16 protein-coding genes are annotated in these 20,097 nt (G+C 66.8%); 9 read left to right on the plus strand and 7 right to left on the minus strand.

Features of this window, described 5'->3' with window-relative positions:
• Positions 1 to 16: 16 nt before the first annotated feature.
• Positions 17 to 2,650, minus strand: a complete 2,634-nt coding sequence (locus tag M4578_RS23375) for a Hint domain-containing protein (protein ID WP_258095552.1) — start codon at positions 2,648 to 2,650, stop codon at positions 17 to 19.
• Between the two features lie 429 nt (positions 2,651 to 3,079).
• Between M4578_RS23375 and murJ the strand changes: the two genes are divergently transcribed.
• Together murJ and M4578_RS23385 are read left to right on the plus strand one after the other, a co-directional pair.
• Positions 3,080 to 4,627: a murein biosynthesis integral membrane protein MurJ gene (murJ, locus tag M4578_RS23380; RefSeq protein ID WP_258095553.1), complete on the plus strand. Its 1,548-nt coding sequence runs from the start codon at positions 3,080 to 3,082 to the stop codon at positions 4,625 to 4,627.
• 10 nt (positions 4,628 to 4,637) lie between these two features.
• Positions 4,638 to 6,125, plus strand: coding sequence for a phospholipase D family protein (locus M4578_RS23385; protein WP_258095554.1), 1,488 nt, complete (start codon positions 4,638 to 4,640; stop codon positions 6,123 to 6,125).
• 51 nt (positions 6,126 to 6,176) lie between these two features.
• Here the strand turns inward: M4578_RS23385 and hemE are convergent, their stop codons facing one another.
• Entirely contained in the window at positions 6,177 to 7,208 is a 1,032-nt protein-coding gene (gene hemE, locus M4578_RS23390) for a uroporphyrinogen decarboxylase (protein WP_258095555.1), read from the minus strand.
• Between the two features lie 89 nt (positions 7,209 to 7,297).
• Here hemE and hemC point away from each other — a divergent pair, with 89 nt between their 5' ends.
• A complete protein-coding gene (hemC, locus tag M4578_RS23395; RefSeq protein ID WP_258095556.1) occupies positions 7,298 to 8,257 on the plus strand; it encodes a hydroxymethylbilane synthase in 960 nt (319 codons plus the stop codon).
• Positions 8,258 to 8,357: 100 nt separating this feature from the next.
• Here hemC and M4578_RS23400 read toward each other — a convergent pair whose 3' ends face one another.
• Both M4578_RS23400 and M4578_RS23405 read right to left on the minus strand, forming a co-directional pair.
• Entirely contained in the window at positions 8,358 to 9,785 is a 1,428-nt protein-coding gene (locus tag M4578_RS23400) for a D-alanyl-D-alanine carboxypeptidase family protein (RefSeq protein WP_258095577.1), read from the minus strand.
• Between the two features lie 297 nt (positions 9,786 to 10,082).
• Positions 10,083 to 10,781, minus strand: a complete 699-nt coding sequence (locus M4578_RS23405; protein ID WP_258095557.1) for an HAD family hydrolase — start codon at positions 10,779 to 10,781, stop codon at positions 10,083 to 10,085.
• Between the two features lie 96 nt (positions 10,782 to 10,877).
• On the opposite strand from M4578_RS23405, the gene clpS reads away from it, so the two are divergent.
• Genes clpS through hemF form a run of 4 tightly spaced genes read left to right on the plus strand, consistent with a single transcriptional unit; the run spans position 10,878 to position 14,042 of the window.
• Positions 10,878 to 11,240, plus strand: coding sequence for an ATP-dependent Clp protease adapter ClpS (clpS, locus tag M4578_RS23410; protein WP_258095558.1), 363 nt, complete (start codon positions 10,878 to 10,880; stop codon positions 11,238 to 11,240).
• A gap of 25 nt (positions 11,241 to 11,265) precedes the next feature.
• Positions 11,266 to 12,243, plus strand: coding sequence for a class I SAM-dependent methyltransferase (locus tag M4578_RS23415; protein WP_258095559.1), 978 nt, complete (start codon positions 11,266 to 11,268; stop codon positions 12,241 to 12,243).
• A 46-nt stretch (positions 12,244 to 12,289) separates the two neighbouring features.
• On the plus strand, positions 12,290 to 13,090 hold the full coding sequence (locus M4578_RS23420; RefSeq protein ID WP_258095560.1) for an SDR family NAD(P)-dependent oxidoreductase: 801 nt from the start codon (positions 12,290 to 12,292) through the stop codon (positions 13,088 to 13,090).
• Positions 13,091 to 13,145: 55 nt separating this feature from the next.
• The gene (gene hemF / locus M4578_RS23425; RefSeq protein ID WP_258095561.1) at positions 13,146 to 14,042 is read left to right on the plus strand and encodes an oxygen-dependent coproporphyrinogen oxidase; all 897 of its coding nucleotides are present in this window, start codon (positions 13,146 to 13,148) and stop codon (positions 14,040 to 14,042) included.
• Positions 14,043 to 14,090: 48 nt separating this feature from the next.
• Here the strand turns inward: hemF and M4578_RS23430 are convergent, their stop codons facing one another.
• Positions 14,091 to 14,705 carry a LuxR C-terminal-related transcriptional regulator gene (locus tag M4578_RS23430; RefSeq protein WP_258095578.1) on the minus strand — a complete coding sequence of 205 codons (615 nt, stop codon included), beginning with the start codon at positions 14,703 to 14,705 and terminating at the stop codon, positions 14,091 to 14,093.
• Positions 14,706 to 15,093: 388 nt separating this feature from the next.
• Between M4578_RS23430 and M4578_RS23435 the strand changes: the two genes are divergently transcribed.
• Together M4578_RS23435 and M4578_RS23440 are read left to right on the plus strand one after the other, a co-directional pair.
• The gene (locus M4578_RS23435) at positions 15,094 to 15,606 is read left to right on the plus strand and encodes a putative pterin-binding protein (protein WP_258095562.1); all 513 of its coding nucleotides are present in this window, start codon (positions 15,094 to 15,096) and stop codon (positions 15,604 to 15,606) included.
• 27 nt (positions 15,607 to 15,633) lie between these two features.
• Positions 15,634 to 18,246 carry a hybrid sensor histidine kinase/response regulator gene (locus M4578_RS23440; protein ID WP_258095563.1) on the plus strand — a complete coding sequence of 871 codons (2,613 nt, stop codon included), beginning with the start codon at positions 15,634 to 15,636 and terminating at the stop codon, positions 18,244 to 18,246.
• On the opposite strand, the gene choV is transcribed toward M4578_RS23440, so the two are convergent.
• Entirely contained in the window at positions 18,227 to 19,234 is a 1,008-nt protein-coding gene (choV, locus tag M4578_RS23445) for a choline ABC transporter ATP-binding protein (RefSeq protein ID WP_258095564.1), read from the minus strand. The genes M4578_RS23440 and choV overlap by 20 nt on opposite strands.
• On the minus strand, positions 19,231 to 20,061 hold the full coding sequence (gene choW / locus M4578_RS23450; RefSeq protein ID WP_258095565.1) for a choline ABC transporter permease subunit: 831 nt from the start codon (positions 20,059 to 20,061) through the stop codon (positions 19,231 to 19,233). The genes choV and choW overlap by 4 nt, the downstream gene beginning before the upstream one ends.
• Positions 20,062 to 20,097 lie beyond the last annotated feature (36 nt).

Consider the following 20,097-nt stretch of genomic DNA (forward strand, 5'->3'; position numbering starts at 1 on the left):
ATCCCTCCGGCCCGCCTCACGCCGCCATGGCGCAGGGCTGCGTAGCCCAGAGCGACCGGCGGCGCCCCTTCGGCTGCCGCAAATGGCGCAGGACATCCTGTTTCGTCAGAACCGGGCGCGCGCGCCGCCCGAGGGCCCGCTCGATCGGAAGCGACCGGGACACCGACAGCGCCGCGAAAAGCTGGTCGCGCGCCTTGGTCGGCATCGCCGCCAGCGCCTGCGGGCCGGGATAGAAGCTCTCGGTCCGCGCGCCATCGGCAAACAGCACCTCGTGACGGCCCAGCAGGATGTGGAAATAGCTTACCGTCCGGCGCCCGTTTGCAATGCGGGCCAGGGGCGTCAGTACAAGATGGCTGGCCCGCGCAAAGACCTCTTTGCCCGAGGGAACCGTGAGAGCCATGCAATGCTGCGGCGAAACCAGCAAGTCGTGCCGGTTCCCGAACGCCCCGGCTCGGATGAGCACCGGGCGCAGGTTCGGGCACCGCGCCAGCTCCTCGGCATCGAAGTCGCTGCGTCCGATCCACAGGATCGGCTGCGCGCCATGATCCGCGGTGGCGACAAGATCGCCGACCCGCAGCTTGTCGACCGCCACCTCGCCCGACGGGGTCAGGATCGGCGTGCCCGAGGTGAAACAGGTCACGCCGGTATTCTCGTTGGTGTAAAAGGAGCTGTCGGCGCTTGCCCCGGTGAAGGTCAGCGAGCCGGTGCCGAACTGTTCGTTGTCCGAATAATCGGTGGAGCGGCCCTCGGTGTCGGTCGTGTTCGACTGGTTGAGAATCCCGTCGTCTAGCTGGTCGGCGTAAAGCTCGGACAGGCTGTCATAGAACCCCGACAGGTCGATGAAATCGTTGTTGGCAAGGTCGCCATCCAGAAGACCGCCGGTGTTGCCCGCGTTGAAATCGGTGATCGTGTCGGCGCCGTCGCCCGGGCTGTAGCTGAAGGTGTCGTTGCCGTCGCTGCCGGTGAGCAGGTCGTTGCCCGTGTCGCCGCCGATCAGATCGTCGCCAAGCCCGCCGTCGATCGTGTCGTTGTCCAGACCGCCCCAGATCTCGTCATTGCCACCGCCGCCCGAGAGGCTGTCGGCCCCCTCGTCGCCGCCCAGCAGGTCGTCGCCCTCGCCCCCGAGGATCGTGTCCGCCCCGGCCCCGGCCCAGACCGTATCGTTCCCCGCGCCGGCATCGACGGAATCGTCGCCCTCGTTCGACCAGAGGATATCGGCACCGTCGCCGGCCTGGAACGTGTCGGCCCCCGAGCCGCCGATGAAGGTATCCGCCCCCCCGCCGCCATCGACATCGACACCGCCCGTGCTGGCCGAAGCGTCGATCGAATCGTTCTGGTCGGTGAGGGTGATATGCTCGATCTGCCAGAACCGGGCAGTCCAGGTGCCGTCGGTGATCGTGCCGGCCTCGTCACCGCTGAAGATCAGGCTGACCGAATCCGCGCCGGCGGACAGATCGAGCGTATCGCCCGCCGTCTCGCCGGTCTCCCCGCCGATGATGGTGTCGTTGCCGAAATTGGTTTCCAGAATGAAACTGTCGTCGCCGTCCTCGCCGCGCAGCGAGTCGCTTCCGGTGCCGCCCCAGATCGTATCTGCGCCGCCAGAGGCAAAGATCCTGTCGTTCCCGCTGTCGCCATGGATCTCGTCGGCATCCGTGCCGCCGGTGATCGAATCCGCCCCGGCCCCGCCGGCGAGATACAGGCCCGACCCGTCGGCGGAGGCGTCGATCGTGTCGCCCCGGCTGCTGCCGACGATGCCTTCGATATTGTCGAAGGTCAGGGTGTTGGTGCCATCCGTCGCGGTGCCGTCTTCGGATCCGCTGAAAGTGACCGTGACCGAGGCCGTGACCGCGCTGAAATCGAGCCAGTCGTTGTTGCCGCCGCCCGTCCCGTCGGTTTCGTCGCCGTAGACGGTGTCATCGCCCCAGGAATTGGAGAGCATGACGGTATCGTCGCCCTCGCCGCCCACGACCAGATCGTTGCCGGTCCCGGCGTCGATCACGTCGTTGCCGCCACCGCCATAGACCGTATCGTTGCCAGAGCCGGCACTGACCGTATCCGCGCCTTCGCCGGCGTCGATCACATCCGCGCCGCTGGTGATCTGGTCACCATCGGCATCGGTATAGCCGACGCCCATGCTGTCGTCGCCCGTGGTGCCGCCGACGACATTGACATAATCGGGCGCGTAGCGGTTCGCCGACATGTTCGCCGTGTCGATGCTGACGCTATCGAGGGTCAGAGACTGGATCGGCCCGGCCTGAAGCGCTGCCTGGTCGGCGTTGTAGGACGTCTCGGGCACCAGATAGAGGTTGCCGCTGGTGTCCTGCATGACCAGCGCGGTGATCGTCGCCGTGCTGCCGTCCACATAGGTGATTGTGGCGTTGTATTCGACCAGCGTGTCGAAGGTGTGCAGCGACCCGCCGTCGATCCTGAACGTATCGTTGGAGAACTGGTTGTTGCTGTCGTAGCTGCTGCTGTCGCCCCCCGAATAGCTTCCGGCAGAGAACGCCTGGATATGGTCGTGAAGCGGGTCGGTCGTGCCGCCGAATGTCGTCCCGACGATCGAGCTGGCGTTCTCGGCGCTGCTGTTGCCCTCGGTCGGATCGAGCGAGGAAACCGTCCCCAGGTAGAAAACATCGAACGAGGTTGCCATGTCAGCCCCTCACGTCCGAAAAACTGCCCTCCCGCCGGATCGGCATCATCGCGACCGCCATCGCACGAGATCTGCCATGCACCCGCACGGCAATGACCCGCAGAGGGACTCCCCCCGTCAATTCATTCATGTCTGCCACCCTACTCTACTACCTCGGTGGTCGATCCTGCGCCGAAAGCGCGGCCGACCTTATTTTCTACGTCTCGAACCGGACTGTCCCACCTCGATGCGCTCAAAATAAGGCCAAAATAAGGAACGCCCCCGGCGCCCCTCCGGGATCGCCCCGCAAAGGGCCGCCAGCCGGGCCAGGCCGCGCCGGAAACGGCAAGTGGCACAGGCCCGCCCGACGCCCCGATCTGCCCTCTTCCGCCTCTCCCTGCGATAGTCTACTGCTGCCAGAGCCCACAGGGCGCAAAGGGCCGAGCAGACATGAAACCCATCCGCCTTATCTCCGGCATCGTCACCGTCGGATTCTGGACGCTGGCCAGCCGCGTTCTCGGTGTCGTGCGCGAGATCTTCATTCTGGCCTATATCGGCCCGGGCCCGGTGATGGATGCCTTCGTCGCCGCCTTCCGCCTGCCGAACATGTTCCGCCGCTTCTTTGCCGAAGGCGCGTTCAACGCCGCCTTCGTGCCGATCTTCTCGAAGAAATACGAAGGCGAGGAAGATCCGCTCGTCTTTGCCCGAGACGCGCTGAGCGGGCTCGGTTTCGTGCTGATGATCCTCACCGCGCTGGCGCTGATCTTCATGCCGGCGCTGGTCTGGGCCACCGCCGAAGGCTTTACCGACGATGCCCGCTTTCCGCTGACCGTGGCCTATGGGCGGATCATCTTTCCCTATATCCTCTTCGTCTCGCTGGCCGCGCTGTTTTCCGGCGCGCTCAACGCCACCGGGCATTTCGCCGCCGCCGCCGCCGCGCCGGTGCTGCTGAACATCTTCGTCATCCTGGCCATGTCCATCGGCGCCTGGCTGGGCGAAGAGGTCATTCTGTGGCTGATCTGGACCATCCCGCTGGCCGGTGTGGCGCAGCTTGCGCTGGTCTGGACCGCCGCCGGGCGCGCCGGCATCCGCGTGCGCCCCGGCCGCCCGCGTCTGACCCCCGACATGCGCCGGCTGGTGCGCGTTGCCGTGCCCGCGGCGCTGGCCGGCGGCGTCATGCAGATCAACCTGCTGGTGGGCCAGCAGGTCGCCTCGCAATTCGACAAGGCGGTGGGCTGGCTCTATGCCGCCGACCGGCTTTATCAACTGCCGCTGGGCGTGGTCGGAATCGCCGTCGGGATCGTGCTGCTGCCCGATCTCTCGCGCCGGCTCAAGGCCGAGGACGGCGATGGCGCGCGCCACGCGTTTTCCCGCGCGGGCGAGATGGCCCTGGCGTTGACCGTGCCCGCCGCGGTCGCGCTTGTGGTGATCCCGCTGCCCATGGTCTCGGTGCTGTTCGAACGCGGCGCCACTGGTGCCGACGACAGCGCCGCGATTGCGGCGGCGGTGGCGCTCTACGGTCTGGGGCTGCCCGCCTTCGTGCTGCAAAAGGTGCTGCAACCGCTGTTCTTCGCCCGCGAAGACACCCGCACCCCGTTTCGCTACGCGGTCTGGTCGATGATCGTGAACGCCGCGCTGGCGGTGGGGCTGGTGCCGGTGCTGGGCTGGATCGCGCCGGCGGTGGCGACCTCGGTCGCGGGCTGGGTGATGGTGGCGATGCTCGCCATCGGCGGCCGCGCCATCGGCGACACCGCCCGCTTCGACGACCGGTTCCGGCGGCGGATCTGGCGCATCTGCGCCGCATCGCTGCTTATGGGCGCGGTCCTGTGGGGAACCTATCTGCTGCTCGCGCCGTTCCTTGGCATGAGTTACTGGCGCTACCCCGCCCTGCTGCTGCTGCTGATCGCGGGCCTGGTCTCCTACGGGCTGGCCGGGCAGGGTCTGGGCGCCTTCCGCCTCGCCGAGTTCCGCGACGCCCTGCGCCGCAAACGCGGCTGATCGTAGGCCGATGGCGCTGACCCCGCTCATCACTGCCGCCGAGGGCTTTCCGGCCCTCGAGCGCCTTGCCGCAACCGCGCGCGGCGAACTGGTCATGTCGTTCCGGATCCTGGAGCCCAAGACCCGCCTGCGCAGCCCCGACCTGACCGACCGCGGCCTTGCCACCTGGGCCGATCTGCTCGCCTTCGTCGCACGCAAGGGTGTCCGGCTGCGGCTGATCCTGTCGGATTTCGACCCGGTCTTCACTTCGGATCTGCATCGGCTCGCCTGGGCCTCGGCCAGCGGTTTCACCGACGCGATGCGGGGCGACGCGCAGGTGCTTTGCGCGCCGCACGGGCAGATCGCCGGGCCGCTCTGGCGCCTGGCCATGCGGCGGCGGATCGCCGAGAACCTGCGGCATCTGAACGCCCAGAAACCCACCCTGCTCACCCCGGTGCAGCGGGCATTGCTCAGCGGGCCGGTGCGGCTGCGCCCGGTCACGCTGCACCAGAAATTCGCCGTCGCCGATGGCACGCGCTGCATCATCGGCGGGCTCGACGTCAACGAGCGCCGCTTCGACACGCCCGCGCATGACCGCCCGCCGGAGGACACCTGGCACGATGTCTCGATGCAGGTGGAGGATGCGGATTTCGCCGCCGCGCTGCGGCTGCATTTCGCGGAAACCTGGAACTCCGCACTGTCCTGCGGCACCCGCGCGCTGAGCGGCACCGCCACGCCGATGGACACCCGCGTCCGTCCGCAGCCCCCCGCCGATCTGCGGCTGATCCGCACCGTCTCGGCCCCCTGCCGCGGCGCCGCGCGGCTTGCTCCGAGGGCGCAGGTCCGGGATCACGAGACAGCGCTGATCGCAATGATCGGCGCTGCCGAGCGGCATCTCTACATCGAAACCCAGTTCCTGCGGCACCGTCCCGTTGTCGACGCCCTCACAAGGGCCGCCGCGCGCCGCACCGATCTGCAACTGGTGATGGTCCTGCCGCCCGCCGCCGAGCGGGTGCTGTTCAACAGCGACATCGGCTGGGACGCCCGCCATGGCCACGCGCTGCAAACCGACGCGGTTGCACGGCTTCGGCATGCCTATGGCAACCGGCTGGCGCTGATCTCGCCCGGCCAGACCCGCCCCGCCAAGCCCGGAGCCCCGGACATTCTCGGGGCCGGGCCGATCTATGTGCATTCCAAGGTGATCCTGGTCGATGACCGGGTGGGGATGGTCGGGTCGGCGAATCTCAACGGGCGCTCGCTGCGCTGGGACACCGAGGCCTCGGTCCTCTTCCGCCGCCCCGCCGACGTGCAGGCCCTGCGCGAGCGGCTGGCCCGGAAATGGCTAGGGCCACGCCTCGATGTGCAGAGCACGGTGCAGGCGCGGAGCTGGCGTCAGGCGGCGCTTGCCAATGCCGCTAAGCCGCCGGAAGAGCGCGAGGGCTTTGCCCTGCCCTACCCCGTGGCGAAGGCGCGGCGGTTCTCGCGCTTCCTGCCGATCCTGCCGGCGGACATGTTCTGAACCCCCTGGGGCCTGCGCGTATCCGCTCGGGCCAGTACCGGCCCAAAGCGCTCAGACGCCCGCGCGCACCGTGTCGATCATGCGCTGGACATTCTCCGGATCCGCGTCCGGGGTGATGCCGTGGCCGAGATTGAAGATATGCGGCCCGTTGGAGAAGGCTTTCACCACCCGCCGCGTCTCGGCCACCAGCGCGTCGCCGCCCGTTACCATATGCGACGAGGCGAGGTTGCCCTGCACACAGCCCGAGACCTGCACATTGGCCGCCGCCCATTCCGGCGTCACGCTGTCATCCACCGCGACGCAATCGGCGCCGGTGGCCTCGTGGAAGCCGATATAGCCCTGCCCCGCCTGGCGCGGGAAAAGGATCACCGGCAGTCCCGGATGCCGTGCCTTCAGCTCCTGCGTGATGATCCGGGCCGGCTCCAGCGCGTAGCGGGTGAAATCCTCGCCCTTCAGCGAGCCCGCCCAGCTATCGAACAGCTTGACCACCTCGGCGCCCGCCTCGACCTGCGCCGAGAGATATTCGATCGTCGTCTCGGTCAGCCGTTCGATGATCTTCTCGAAGACCGGCCTGTTCTCGGCCTTGAGCCCATGCGCCGGCCCCTGATCCTTGGTGCCGCGCCCGGCGATCATATAGGTCGCCACGGTCCAGGGCGCCCCCGCGAACCCGATCAGCGTGGTCTCGGAGGGCAGCTCTCGCCTGAGGATGCGGATCGTCTCGTAGATCGGCGACAACGTGGCGTGGATCATGTCCCCCTGCCCGAGCTTGTCGAACTCCGCCTCGGTGGTGACCGTCGACATGCGCGGCCCCTCGCCCGTGGCGAACCACAGATCGAGACCCAGCGCCTGGGGCAGCAGCAGGATGTCGGCGAAAAGGATCGCCGCGTCGAAGCCGTAGCGGTGGATCGGCTGAAGCGTCACCTCGGCGGCCAGTTCGGGGTTGTAGCAGAGCGACAGGAAGTCGCCCGCCTCCGCGCGGGTCGCGCGATATTCCGGCAGATAGCGCCCGGCCTGCCGCATCATCCAGATCGGCGGGGTGGGCAGAACCTCACCGGCCAGCGCCCGTAGGATGGTTTTTGTCATATTGCGGCCTCCCAATCGTCGTGCAGGCGGCAATATGTCAATTCACGCCCCATTGCCACAAGCAATCCCGCGACATAAAGCTTCGCCCCATGACGATCACGCTCCCGACCCCCGACCAGCCGCTGAAAATCGGCACCCGCGGCTCGCCGCTGGCGCTGGCCCAGGCCCATGAAACCCGCGACCGGCTCGCCGCCGCCTTCGGGCTGGCGGAAGAGGCGTTCGAGATCGTGGTGATCCGGACCACCGGCGACGACCGCAGCATGATCGCCGCCGACCGTCCGCTCAAGGAGATCGGCAACAAGGGGCTCTTCACCAAGGAGATCGAAGAGCAGCTTCTCGCCGGCGGCATCGACATCGCCGTGCATTCGATGAAGGACATGCCGGTGTTGCAGCCCGAGGGGCTGATCCTCGACTGCTACCTGCCGCGCGAAGACGTGCGCGACGCCTTCATCTCGCCGGGTCATGACGGGCTGGCCGCCTTGCCCGTCGGCACCGTGGTGGGCACGTCCTCGCTGCGCCGCCGCGCGCAGCTTCTGCATCGCCGGCCCGATCTGACGGTGGTGGAGTTCCGCGGCAATCTCCAGACCCGGCTCCAGAAGCTCGCCGACGGGGTGGCCGCCGCCACCTTCCTTGCCATGGCCGGGCTCAACCGCATGAACATGACCGCCGTGCCGAAGACTCCGATTGCGCCCGAGGACATGCTGCCGGCGGTGGCGCAGGGCGCCATCGGGATCGAACGCCGCCGCGACGATGCCCGCGCCCAGCAGATGCTGGCGCGGATCCACGACGGCGACACCGCCAGCCGGCTTGCCGCCGAACGCGCCTTTCTGGCAGAGCTGGACGGCTCCTGCGAAACCCCGATCGCGGGCCTTGCTGAGTTCGACGGGACGGGATTGCGCCTGCGCGGCGAGATCCTTTCGCCCGACGGTGCAGCGGCCTATGCCGGCGAGATCTCAGGCGCCATCGCTGATGGCCCGGTGCTGGGCCGCCAGCTCGCCCGCGAGCTTCTGGGCAAGGCCGGCCCCGGCTTTTTCGACTGGCGCGGCTGACGTCTCTCCTACCTGAAAAAAGAAGAGCCCCCGGCGAGGTGTCCGGGGGCAGGTTTCTGGAGGTCCGCCCGGCGTTTTCGCCGGTGCGGTCTTGGTTCCGTCAGCTCGGTCCGATCATGAAACAGGTCACCTGGCGCGCCTGTAGGCGACGGCAGGCCAGATCGGCGGTTTCACGGGACAGGCCCATGAAATTGGCGTCAAAACCGGATTTGCGGTTCACCACCTTGCGCAGCGATCCGTCAAGCGTGCTGGTTTCCATCAGCGCCGTCTTCAGCAGCACCTTCTCGGCGGCATAGCGGCTGGGATAGCGCCCGACATTGATGCCCCAGTGGCGCCCGCCGGAGGTGGACAGACGGGTCACGACCTCCTGTTCCTCGACGGGTTCCGCCGCGGCCTGCGTCACAGGCGCGGCGGCCGAGGCGCTGGCCAGCACGATCCCCTTGGGCCGGCGCACCGGCTTGACCGAAACGTCCGGCGCCACGTTCGAGGCATCGGCCACGGTTTCGACCTCTGCGGCTTTGGCGGCCTCGGCGGTCTGCACCACCGCAAGCACGGATTCGATGTCTTCCTCGACCTTGGCCACCAGGGGCGCCACTTCGGTGCCCGACACACCCGGACGGGCCTTGGGGCGCAGGCTGCGGCTCACCGCCGCGGCCGCGACGCGGATCGTCTTGCCACGGGCGCCGTCGGGCGACGGATCGTCGCCACGGGCAACCACGACAGCCCCGCTGTCCTGCTTGCCCAGATAAGGCGGCTTGGCGGGTTTGCGCAGCGCCACGCGGGTATTGGCCCGCTGGAATCCCAGATCCATCAGCTCGGCAACCTTGGCATTGCGCGAGGCGGTCGACCGGCCGCCGAAGACGGTGGTGATGATCCGCTCCTTGCCGCGCTCGGCAGAGGCCACGAGGTTGAACCCGGCCGCGCGGGTGTAGCCCGTCTTGATCCCGTCGGCGCCCTTGTAGGAGCCCAGGAAACGGCGGTTGGTGTTGGCCACCTCGCGGATGCCCGCATCCGCGGTGACCCGCGAGAACAGGTTATAATACTGCGGATAGTCATAGATCATGTGCCGCCCGAGGATCGACATGTCGCGGGCGGTGGACATGTGGCCGCTCTCGGTCAGACCGTTGGCGTTCTTGAAGGTGGTGCGGGTCATGCCCAGCGCCTTGGCCGTGCGGTTCATCCGGCGGGCAAAGGCCGCCTCCGACCCGGCGATGGCCTCGCCGATGGCGGTGGCGGCGTCATTGGCGGATTTCACCGCCGCCGCGCGCACCAGATAGCGCAGCTTGATCTTCTGACCTTCCTGAAGCCCCAGCTTCGACGGCGGCTCGGAGGCGGCGTTGCGCGACACGGTCACCAGCGTGTCCATGGTCAGCTCGCCATGCTCCACCGCCTCGAAGGCGATATAGAGGGTCATCATCTTGGTCAGAGAGGCCGGATGCAACGGCGTGTCCGCATTGCGCGAATGCAGAACCTCGCCCGAACGGGCATCCATCACCATGGCCGCATAGGGCGCAGCCATCGCGCTCATCGGCACCACGATGACGAACCAGATCAGTGTCAAAAAATATAGGCCTGCTCGGCCCGGCCGTTGCCTACGCCGTCCCGTCACGGTATCTGCCTTCTCTGCCTCGTGTCCCCGAATTTTCCGGTGGACGATTGTTTTGATTAACATCAGCGTAACACGAGAACCGCCTTAAAGAAACCCTGCAATCCCTTGATTTTTTGCCCTTTTTACAGACAGTAAAATCCACATATAGGGTCGGCGCCGCGTCGCCACCCCAAAACCGGCGATTGTGGCGGGATTATGGCACACGACTCGCGAAAATCAACCGAGACGTGTGACCAGCTCGGGCAACGCCCCCAGATCCGGCAGCTCGACAAAGCGCGGATGCTGCGGCTTTTCCGCCAGCTCCAGCGTCCACATCAGATCATGCGGCACGTAGACGCCCCAGCCACCGGCTTCGATCGCCGGACGGATGTCGGATTTCAGCGAGTTGCCGACCATCATCGCCCCCGCCGCGCCCCCCGGACAGCCGCCGAAGATCCGCGCATAGGTGTCGGGCCGCTTGTCCGAGACGATCTCGACCGCATCGAACAGCTCGCCCAGCCCCGATTGCGCCAGCTTGCGCTCCTGATGCAGCAGGTCGCCCTTGGTGATCAGCACCAGGTGGTGCCCGTCCGCCAGCGCCTCCACCGCCTCGCGCGCATGCGGCAAAAGCTCGATGGGATGATCGAGCATCTCCTGCCCGGCCTTGAGGATCTCGCCGATCACATCGCCGGGCACGCGGCCCTCGGTCACCTCGATGGCGGTTTCGATCATCGAAAGCACAAAACCCTTCACGCCGAATCCGTAATGGCCCAGATTGCGCCTCTCCGCCTCCAGCAGCCGGTCGCCCAGATGTTCGGCATCTGCATGTTCGGCAAGCAAATCCGCGAATCGTTGCTGCGTCAGCTTGAAAAACCGCTCGTTGTGCCAAAGGGTATCATCCGCGTCGAAACCGATTGTTTGCAATTTCCGGTGCATAAGAGACAGACTCCGTATGGCAACCCTTCCCTCCCGGGCTGCACCGATTTATATAGACGCTTCGAACCCGCAACCGCAAAGCGCCTTGAGCCCGAGATGACGATCACCATCACGGAACACACGATCCGCCTCGCAACCACGCCCTCTTCTCCCGACGATGGCGAGGGCGATGCCGATGTGGTCGTGCAGACCAAGCCCAAGACCAAGCGCCCGCCGCTCTACAAGGTGCTTCTTCTGAACGACGATTATACGCCGATGGAATTCGTCGTGCATGTGCTCGAGCGGTTTTTCAGCATGTCCCACGCGCAGGCGTTCGAGATCATGCTGACGGTGCACAAGAAGGGGGTGGCGGTGGTCGGCGTCTTCAGTCACGAGATCGCCGAGACGAAGGTCGGCCAGGTGATGGATTTCGCCCGCCGGCATCAGCACCCGCTGCAATGCACCATGGAAAAGGAGTAGGCCGCGCCCCTGCGCCGGCCCTGCCATGACAGCCGACAGATTGAGTTTCGCGACAGAGGCGGGCCTGACCCTGCCCGCCGAAGGCCGCATCCTGCTGATCGGCGCGCCCGGCGATCTGGTCTCTGACGCGCTGCCGCTCGACCGCTGCGCCGTTGTGCAGAGGTTCAAACCCGACCACGATGCCTGGGCCCGTCGCGGCGTGCCTGTGGGGCTGGCGCCCGAGGGCACCTTCGCCGCCGCCATTGTCTTTCTGCCCCGCGCCCGCGATCTGGCCGAGGCCCGCATCGCGACCGCCTGTGCCGCCGCCCCGGGCGGGCTGATCGTTCTCGACGGGCAGAAGACCGATGGCATCGACACGCTCGCCAAGGCCGTGAAGGCGCGGGTGCCGGTGCTGGGTCAGGTCTCCAAGGCGCATGGCAAGACGCTCTGGTTTTTCGCGAGCGGGGATTTCGCCGGTTGGGCGCGCGGGCCGGCGCAGAACGGACACGGGCTCTGGACCGCGCCTGGCGTGTTCTCTGCCGACGCCCCCGACCCGGGCAGCGAAGCGCTGCTCGCGGCACTGCCCGTCAGGCTCGGTGCGCGGGTCGCCGATCTCGGCGCGGGCTGGGGCGGGCTCGCCCGCGGGCTTCTGGCGCGTGCCGACATCGCGGCCCTGCATCTGGTCGAGGCCGATCACGCCGCGCTCGACTGCGCCCGGCGCAATATCCCCGACCCGCGCGCCACGTTCCACTGGGCGGATGCCACGACATGGCGCCCGTCCGAACCACTGGATGCGGTGGTGATGAATCCGCCCTTCCACCAGGGACGCAAGGCCGACCCGTCTCTGGGGCAGGCGTTTATCGCCGCCGCCCGGCACATGCTGAAACCTTCGGGCCAGCTCTGGCTCGTGGCGAACCGCCACCTGCCCTACGAGACCACGCTTGCGGCACATTTCCGGCAGACCGAGGAAATTGCGGGCGACAGCCGCTTCAAGATCCTTCACGGCGCTCGCCCGCTCCGCTGATCTTCGCTAACGTCCCGCCAACCGGCCAAACCGCAAAGGGAGCCTTATGAGCTATTCGATCGAAGGCAAAACCGCCATCGTCACCGGTGCCGCCAACGGTGTCGGGCTCGCCATCGCGCGGCATTTCGCGAACAAGGGCGCCAATGTCATGTTCGCCGATATGGACGAAAACCGGCTTGCCAAGGAATGCGGCCAGGAAACCGACGGTGGCAACATGTGCTATTTCGCCGGGGACCTGCGCGAACGGCTGACACTGGCCAATCTCGTCTCGGCCACGCTCGATGCGTTCGACCGGATCGACATCCTGGTGAACGGCGCCCGTCAGATGATGCCCACCGAGGCGCTCGACCTCGAAGACAGCTCGATGGAGACGCTGCTCGGGCAGAACCTGATGCCGGCGCTGCGGCTCAGCCAGATCGTCGCGAACCGGATGATCAAACAGGCCAACGGCGACAGCGACCGCCAGTTGGGCGCGATCATCAACCTCTCCTCCATCGCGTCGCGTCGCACCCAGCAGCAGCTCATGGCCTATTCGGTCTCCTGCGCGGCGCTCGACCAGATGACCCGGTCCATGGCGGTGGCGATGGCGCCGCATCGCATCCGGGTCAACGGCATCGGCTTCGGCTCGGTGATGTCGGCAAGCCTGAAGGACAGGCTCAAGAGCCACCCCGACTACCGTCGCGAGATCGAGGCGCACACCCCGCTGGCCCGGATTGCCGGACCGGACGCGCTGGCCGAGGCGGTCCAGTTCCTGGCCTCGGACGGCTCGGGCTTCATGACCGGGCAGATTCTCACCGTGGACGGCGGGCGCACGCTGCTCGACCCGGTTGCAGCACCGGCGCATTGATTGCCTCGCCGCGCGGTTGCCGCTAACACCGGCGCAAGGATGCGAGGAGATCCCGATGACCGACACAGACGCTTTTGCCGACCGTAAGGCCCGTGCCTCGGACTGGTTCCGCAGCCTGCGCGACGAGATCGTCGCCGCCTTCGAAGGGCTGGAAGACAGCCACACCGAGGGGCCTTTTCACGATCGCGCCGCCGGGCGTTTCGAGGTGACGCCGACCAAACGCGCCACCGAAGACGGCAGCGATGCCGGCGGCGGGCTCATGAGCGTGATGCGCGGCGGACGGGTGTTCGAGAAGGTCGGGGTGAACGTCTCGACCGTCTACGGAACCCTGGGCGCGGCGGCGCAAAAGGCGATGGCGGCGCGGGGCGTGCCGGGGATCGAGACGGATCCGCGGTTCTGGGCCAGCGGCATCAGCCTTGTCGCGCATATGCAGAACCCGCACGCGCCGGCGGTGCACATGAATACGCGGATGTTCTGGACGCCCGGCGCCTGGTGGTTCGGCGGCGGTTCCGATCTCAACCCCTGCATCGAATACGACGAGGACACGGCGCATTTCCACGCCACCCAGAAGACCCATCTCGATCCGCATGGCGACACGCTCTATCCCGAGTTCAAGGCCTGGGCGGACGAGTATTTCTTCATTCCCCACCGCAACCGCGCGCGCGGGGTGGGCGGCATCTTCATGGACGACCGCAACAGCGGCGACTGGGAGGCGGATTTCGCGCTGACCCGCGACATCGGCCGCGCCTTTCTCCCCGCCTATCTGCCGCTGGTGGACCGGCGCCGCGGAACGCCCTTCACCGAAGCCGACAAGACGACCCAGCTGGTGCATCGCGGCCTCTACGCCGAATACAACCTCGTCTATGATCGGGGCACCAAATTCGGGCTGGCCACCGGGCACGACGCAAATGCGGTGCTGATGAGCCTGCCGCCCATGGCGCAGTGGGTCTGACGGACCGCCATCTGATCTTGCCCCGCGCGGGGCAAGGTCGCCGACCGGTCAGAAAAGCCCCGCCTCCTTGGCCAGCAACGCGGCCTGGGTCCGGTTCGACGCCCCGATCTTACGATAAAGCGTCTTTACATGCAGCTTGACCGTGGGTTCGCGAATATCCAAATCGCGGGCGATTTCCTTGTTGGATTTGCCCTGCGTCAGCCCCTCGAGCACCTCGAGTTCGCGGCGTGACAGACGGTCTGCAAGCGGGTTGCCCACATGGCCATCGTCGCCGCGCAGGAAATCGAGCGGCGCATATTGCTCGCCCATCGCCATGAAACGTACCGCGTTGACCAGCGACTTCGCCGACAGCGTCTTGGGCAGAAACCCCGCGGCCCCCTCCTCCAGCACCTTTTCCGCGACCTCGCGGCTGGCCGTGCCGGAAATGATCGCCACCCGTTTCGCCCCTTCCAGCGCGCTCATCCGCGTCAGCCCTTCCAGCGCATTCATCCCCGGCATCGAGTAATCCAGCAGCACCAGGTCGAACCGCTCCCCGGCCTTCACGAGCTTTTCCGCCTCGGCATAGCTGGCCACGCTGACGGTCTCGAAATCGCCCTCGCCCCTTAGAAACACTTCGAGCGTGTCGCGCAGCAGATCGTGATCGTCGGCGATCAGCACGCGCAGAACGGACGAGGCGGGCGTCATGTGCCGCATGGTCTGGGAAGCGTTCAAAAATCCAGTCTCCTCGAACTGAGGCCGCGAATCGGCGGGCTGTGGCGTGGAATACTGCGCCCAAAACGCGGTGAAATTGTGAATAGGGCGGCATTGCGATGGGATCACGGCACAGATGGCCCGCGCCGTTTGCGAAACATTCGATATAAAAACCTGGGCCGCGCGGCAGTTTCTTAACCGGATTGGCCTAGACCCGCCCCATGAGCCCACCAGTCCTCCAAGGGCCCCGCGCCCCCCGCGTCCCTATCCCCCCGGATAGGCGGCCTCTCCCGATGCCCGCATTCCGACAAGGGCCCTCTACATGAGACACTGCCGCCTCCGCCTGAAAAGGATCCGCGCCATGACTTTTCTCCGAACGCTCCGCAGCGCCGCCGCCGCAATGCTCTTGCTGACCCTGCCGCTGGCCGCCGCCGATCTCGACACGCCCACCGGTCCGCCGCTGCTGACCGTCAGCGGCGCAATCGACCACACCAACGATGGGGTCACCGCCGTTTTCGATCTCGCCATGCTCGAAGCGATGGAGCGGCGCAGCTTCACCACCCGGACGATCTGGACGAATGGCGAACAGCACTTCACCGGCGTGTCGCTGCGCCATCTGATGGAGGCGGTCGGAGCCCGCGGCGGCCATCTGCGGGCCATCGCCATCAACGATTACGCAGTGGACATCCCGCGCGAGGATTGGGAGGCGGACGGCCCCATCGTCGCCTACCGCAACAATGGCGCGCCGATGTCCGTGCGGCACAAGGGCCCGCTCTGGATCGTCTACCCCTATGACAGCGATCCGGCGTACCGGTCCGAAAAGATCTACGCGCGCAGCATCTGGCAGCTTGCGCGTATCGCTGTGCGCGAATGACATCCGCAGCCGAGGGCCCGGCCAGCCATGCAGATCCCGCCCCGCTTTGCCCGCGCAAGACCCGGCCGCGCGACGGTTCCTCAAACCGCCGTTGCCGGGCTCGCACTGGTGCTCTGGGCCATGCTTGTGGTGTGGCTCGGCTGGCTTGTCCTGCGCGAGATCGACGCATTTTCGACCGCAAATTCCGACAACCTGCAATGGAGCCTTTCACAAGCCGATGTCGAGTTTCTGCAATTCCGGCTCGCGCTGAAAGACGCCGAAGATGCGCCCGATGCGTTGGACAATCTGCGCCTGCGCTTCGACATCTTCTACAGCCGCATGGCCACGATGAGCAGCGGCAAGCTGTTCCGGTCGCTGCACGATAGCCGGCAATATGCCGGGCCGCAGGAACGGGTGCAGGGCTTTCTTGACGAATCGGTGCCATTGATCGACGCCTCCGATGCGGCGCTACACGCCGCCCTGCCCCGGATCTCCGCGCGCGCCGAGAGCGTGGCCGCGGATGTGCGGGCCTTTTCCCTTGCCGCGCTCGCCGCCTTTGCCGAGGTCTCGGACGACCGGCGCGAGGGCATCACACGACTCATGATCTACATGGCGGTGGTGCTGATGGCGCTGTTCTTCGGGCTGACGCTGCTTGCGTTCACCCTGTTCCGCCTGTTCCGTCTGGCCCGCAAACGGGCGGACGAGATCCAGATCGCCGGGGCCCGGATGCAGACGATTGTCGAGACCTCGCCAAACGCCATCGTGGTCACCGACGAATCCGGCACCGTGCGGGTGTTCAACGCTGCTGCCGAGCGCCTCTTCGGTTACAGCCGAACCGAAGCCTGCGGCCGGATCGCCGCCGAATTCCTGATCGCACCGGGATACCGCCAGCCCGAACAAAACGATGTCTTCGCCTTCGCCGAGGAGCGCCGCCGGCCGCTGCCCGAGGAACGGCAGTTCGAGACCGTGCTGCAGACCAGAAGCGGGCGGTCGTTTCCCGCGGAACTCTCGGTCGACCGCGCCGAGGCGGAAGATCCGCTCTACGTCGCCTATATCCGCGACATTTCACGCTGGAAGGATGCCGAGGAAATGCTCACCGAAGCGCGCGACCGCGCGCTTGCGGGCGAACGGTCGAAATCGGAATTCCTCGCGGTGATGAGCCATGAGATGCGCACACCTCTCAACGGCCTGCTCGGAACCATGCAACTGATGCGCGACCACAGCCTCACCGAACGGCAGACAGAGCTGCTCGACCGCATGCAATCCTCGGGCAAACTGCTGCTCGACCTCGTCAACGATGTCCTCGATCTGGCCAAGTTCGAAGCCGGCAAGATGGAGGCAGTCTCGGCACCGTTTTCCCTGCCCCGGCTGCTCGACGGGGTCGTGGAAACCGCGCTGCCTCTGGCCGAGACCTATGGCAACGCGCTGAGCTGGCGTTGGGCCGGGCCAGCGGGCGCGGGGGTATTCGGCGACGCGCGGCGCTTGCGGCAGGTGCTGCTGAACCTGGTGGGGAACGCGCTGAAATTCACCCGCGACGGCGCGGTCGAGCTGGAGGTCGAATATCTCGACGCGGCACAAGGCGAGCTGGAAATCCGTGTGATCGACACTGGCATCGGCATCCGAGAGGCGGATCTGATCCGCATTTTCAACGATTTCGAGACACTCGATTCCTCCTATGCGCGCGAAACCGGCGGCACCGGCCTCGGGCTGGGCATCGCCCAGCGCTTCACCCGGCTGATGGGCGGATCCATCGGTGCGGAAAGCGAACCGGGCGAGGGCAGCCTGTTCTGGGTGCGCCTGCCTTTGCCCCCGGTTCCGGGCTTCCCGGAGCCAGCCTTCCCAGACAACGCCGCACCCGATGTCCGCCCTGCGCTCCGGCTTGACGTGCTGGTGGTGGAGGACAACGAGGTCAACCGTTTCATCCTGCGCGAGATGCTGGAAGCCGCAGGCCACACGGTCACGCTTGCCGAAAACGGCCGTGCGGGAGTGCGCCGCGCCGCCGAGCATCGGTTCGATGTGATCCTGATGGACATTTCCATGCCCGTCATGGACGGGACCTCGGCCACCAAACACATCCGTGGCGGGCACGGTGCCTCCGCCGCAACCCCGATCATCGCGCTGACCGCCCATGCCTTTCCGGAAGAGCGGGAACAGTTCTACCAGACGGGCATGACCGCCTGCCTCACCAAGCCGATCGACCGCGCCCTGCTGCTGCGCGGTCTGGAGGAGGCGGTCTCGGAATTGCCGGAGGCGCCCCCTCTGCCGCCCGCCCCGGCAGAGACCGCTTCCGAGCGCAGCACGTTGCTCGACGACCGTCTGCTCTCACACTTCCTCACCGATTTCCCCCGCGACAAGGTCGATCTGCTTGTGACGCGCTTCGTGGAGGAGACCGATAACGACATCGCGACCCTGTCAGGGTCCGATCCGGGAAACCCGGACCTGGCTGCGCTGGCGCATCGGTGCGCCGGCGCCAGCGGAACCTTCGGAGCCGAGGCACTGCGCCTGGCTCTGGTGCAGATCGAGGCGCGGATCAAGCGCGGCGCTCCCCCTGATCCCGCGCAGCTTCGAGCGCTCGAAGGGCTCTGGCAGCAAAGCCGCGCGGCCCTGCGCGCGCGTCTGGGCAGAACGCTGGCGGCCCCGCTCAGCCCGCAAGACGGCTGACGATGCTGGCGGCAGTCACCTGCCCCACGGGCGTGCCCCCCTCTGTCACCGTCAGAGCAGGGGTTGCCCGCAACCGCGCCATCAGATCGCGCACGGGCGTTTCCGCCGGAACCTCCGGCCCGCCACTGCCCGACGCCATCACGTCACGCGCTGTCAGCACCCCGAGCGGGTTCATATTGGCAACGAAATCGGCCACATAGGCGTTGACCGGAGCCGAAAAGATCTCGCGCGGGGTGCCGCATTGCACGATCCGGCCGCCCTCCATAATGGCAATGCGTCCGCCCAGCTTGAAGGCTTCGTCGAGATCGTGGCTGACAAAGATGATCGTGCGTCTGAGATCGCGCTGCAGATCCAGCAGCTCGTCCTGAAGCCGGGTCCGGATCAGCGGGTCGAGAGCCGAAAACGGCTCGTCCATCAGCAGGATCGGCGCCTCGGTGGCAAAGGCCCGCGCCAGCCCCACGCGTTGCTGCATGCCGCCCGAAAGTTCGCTCACCTTGCGGTCGCCCCAGTCGGCCAGCCCCACCAGCGTCAGTTGCCGCGCCACGACGCTGCGCCTCTGCTCGGCGGAGAGCCCCGCCAGTTCAAGCCCGAAGCCCACGTTTTCGGCCACGCTTCGCCAGGGCAGAAGGCCGAACTGCTGGAACACCATGGCAATGCGGCTCTGCCGCAGTCGGCGCAGCGCTTCGGGTTTGCAGCGGGTGACATCCACCATGCCGCTGCCGTCATGCACCTCGACCGCGCCCCGGATCACCGGGTTGAGCCCGTTCACCGCCCGCAAGAGCGTCGATTTTCCCGACCCCGACAGCCCCATCAGCACGACGATCTCGCCCTCGCGCACCTCCAGTGTCGCATCGTGAACGCCCAGAACCTGCCCCGTGCGGCTCTGAATCTCGGCCCGGGTCATGCCCGCGTCGGCCAGTGGCAAGGCAATCTCGGGCCGGTCGCCGAACATGATCGAGACATCGCGGAACCGGACGGCCAGGGTCACCCGCGGATCCTCAGCGCCCGGTCGAGCATGATCGCCACCACCACGATGATCAGACCGGATTCGAAGCCAAGCCCGGTGTCCACGCGGTTGAGCGCCCGCAGCACCGGCACCCCGAGCCCATCCGCACCGACCAGCGCGGCGATCACCACCATCGACAGCGACAGCATGATGGTCTGGTTGAGCCCAGCCATGATCTGCGGCGCGGCATAGGGCAGCTCCACCTTCCACAAGGTCTGGCGCGGTGTGGCGCCAAAGGCGGCGGCAGCCTCGGTCAGCGCCTCGGGTGTGGTCGAGATGCCCAGATGGGTCAGCCGGATCGGGGCCGGCAGCACAAAGATCACCGTGGCGATCAGCCCCGGCACCATGCCGATGCCGAAAAACACGATCGACGGGATCAGATAGACAAAGGTCGGCAGCGTCTGCATCAGGTCGAGCCCCGGGCGCAGTAGGCGATACAGCCGCGGGCGGTGCGCGGCGGCGATACCGATGGGCACACCGATCCCCATGCAGACGACACAGGCCGACAGCACCAGCGTGAGGCTTTCGGTCGTCTCCTCCCAATAGCCCTGGTTGAGAATGAACAGAAAGCCCGCCAACACGAAGACCGGCACCTTCCAGGTCCGGTGCAGCCTCCAGACAAGCGCCACGACAACGGCGATCACAGCCAGTTCCGGCGGCGTCTGGAGGGCCCAGAGAATCCCCTCGATCAGCCGCTCCATGGCCCAGGCCAGCGCATCGAACGCCCAGGTGGCATGGCGCTGAAGCCAGCCAAACAGCGCTTCTGCGGCATCTCCGACCGGGATCTTGTGCTCTGTCAGCCACTCCATCGCCCGAAACTGGCGGAGCCGCGCCCGGCGGTCAAG

Origin of the sequence: Salipiger pentaromativorans (assembly GCF_024721115.1) — a bacterium.
In the GTDB taxonomy this organism is placed as follows: Bacteria; Pseudomonadota; Alphaproteobacteria; order Rhodobacterales; family Rhodobacteraceae; genus Salipiger; species Salipiger pentaromativorans.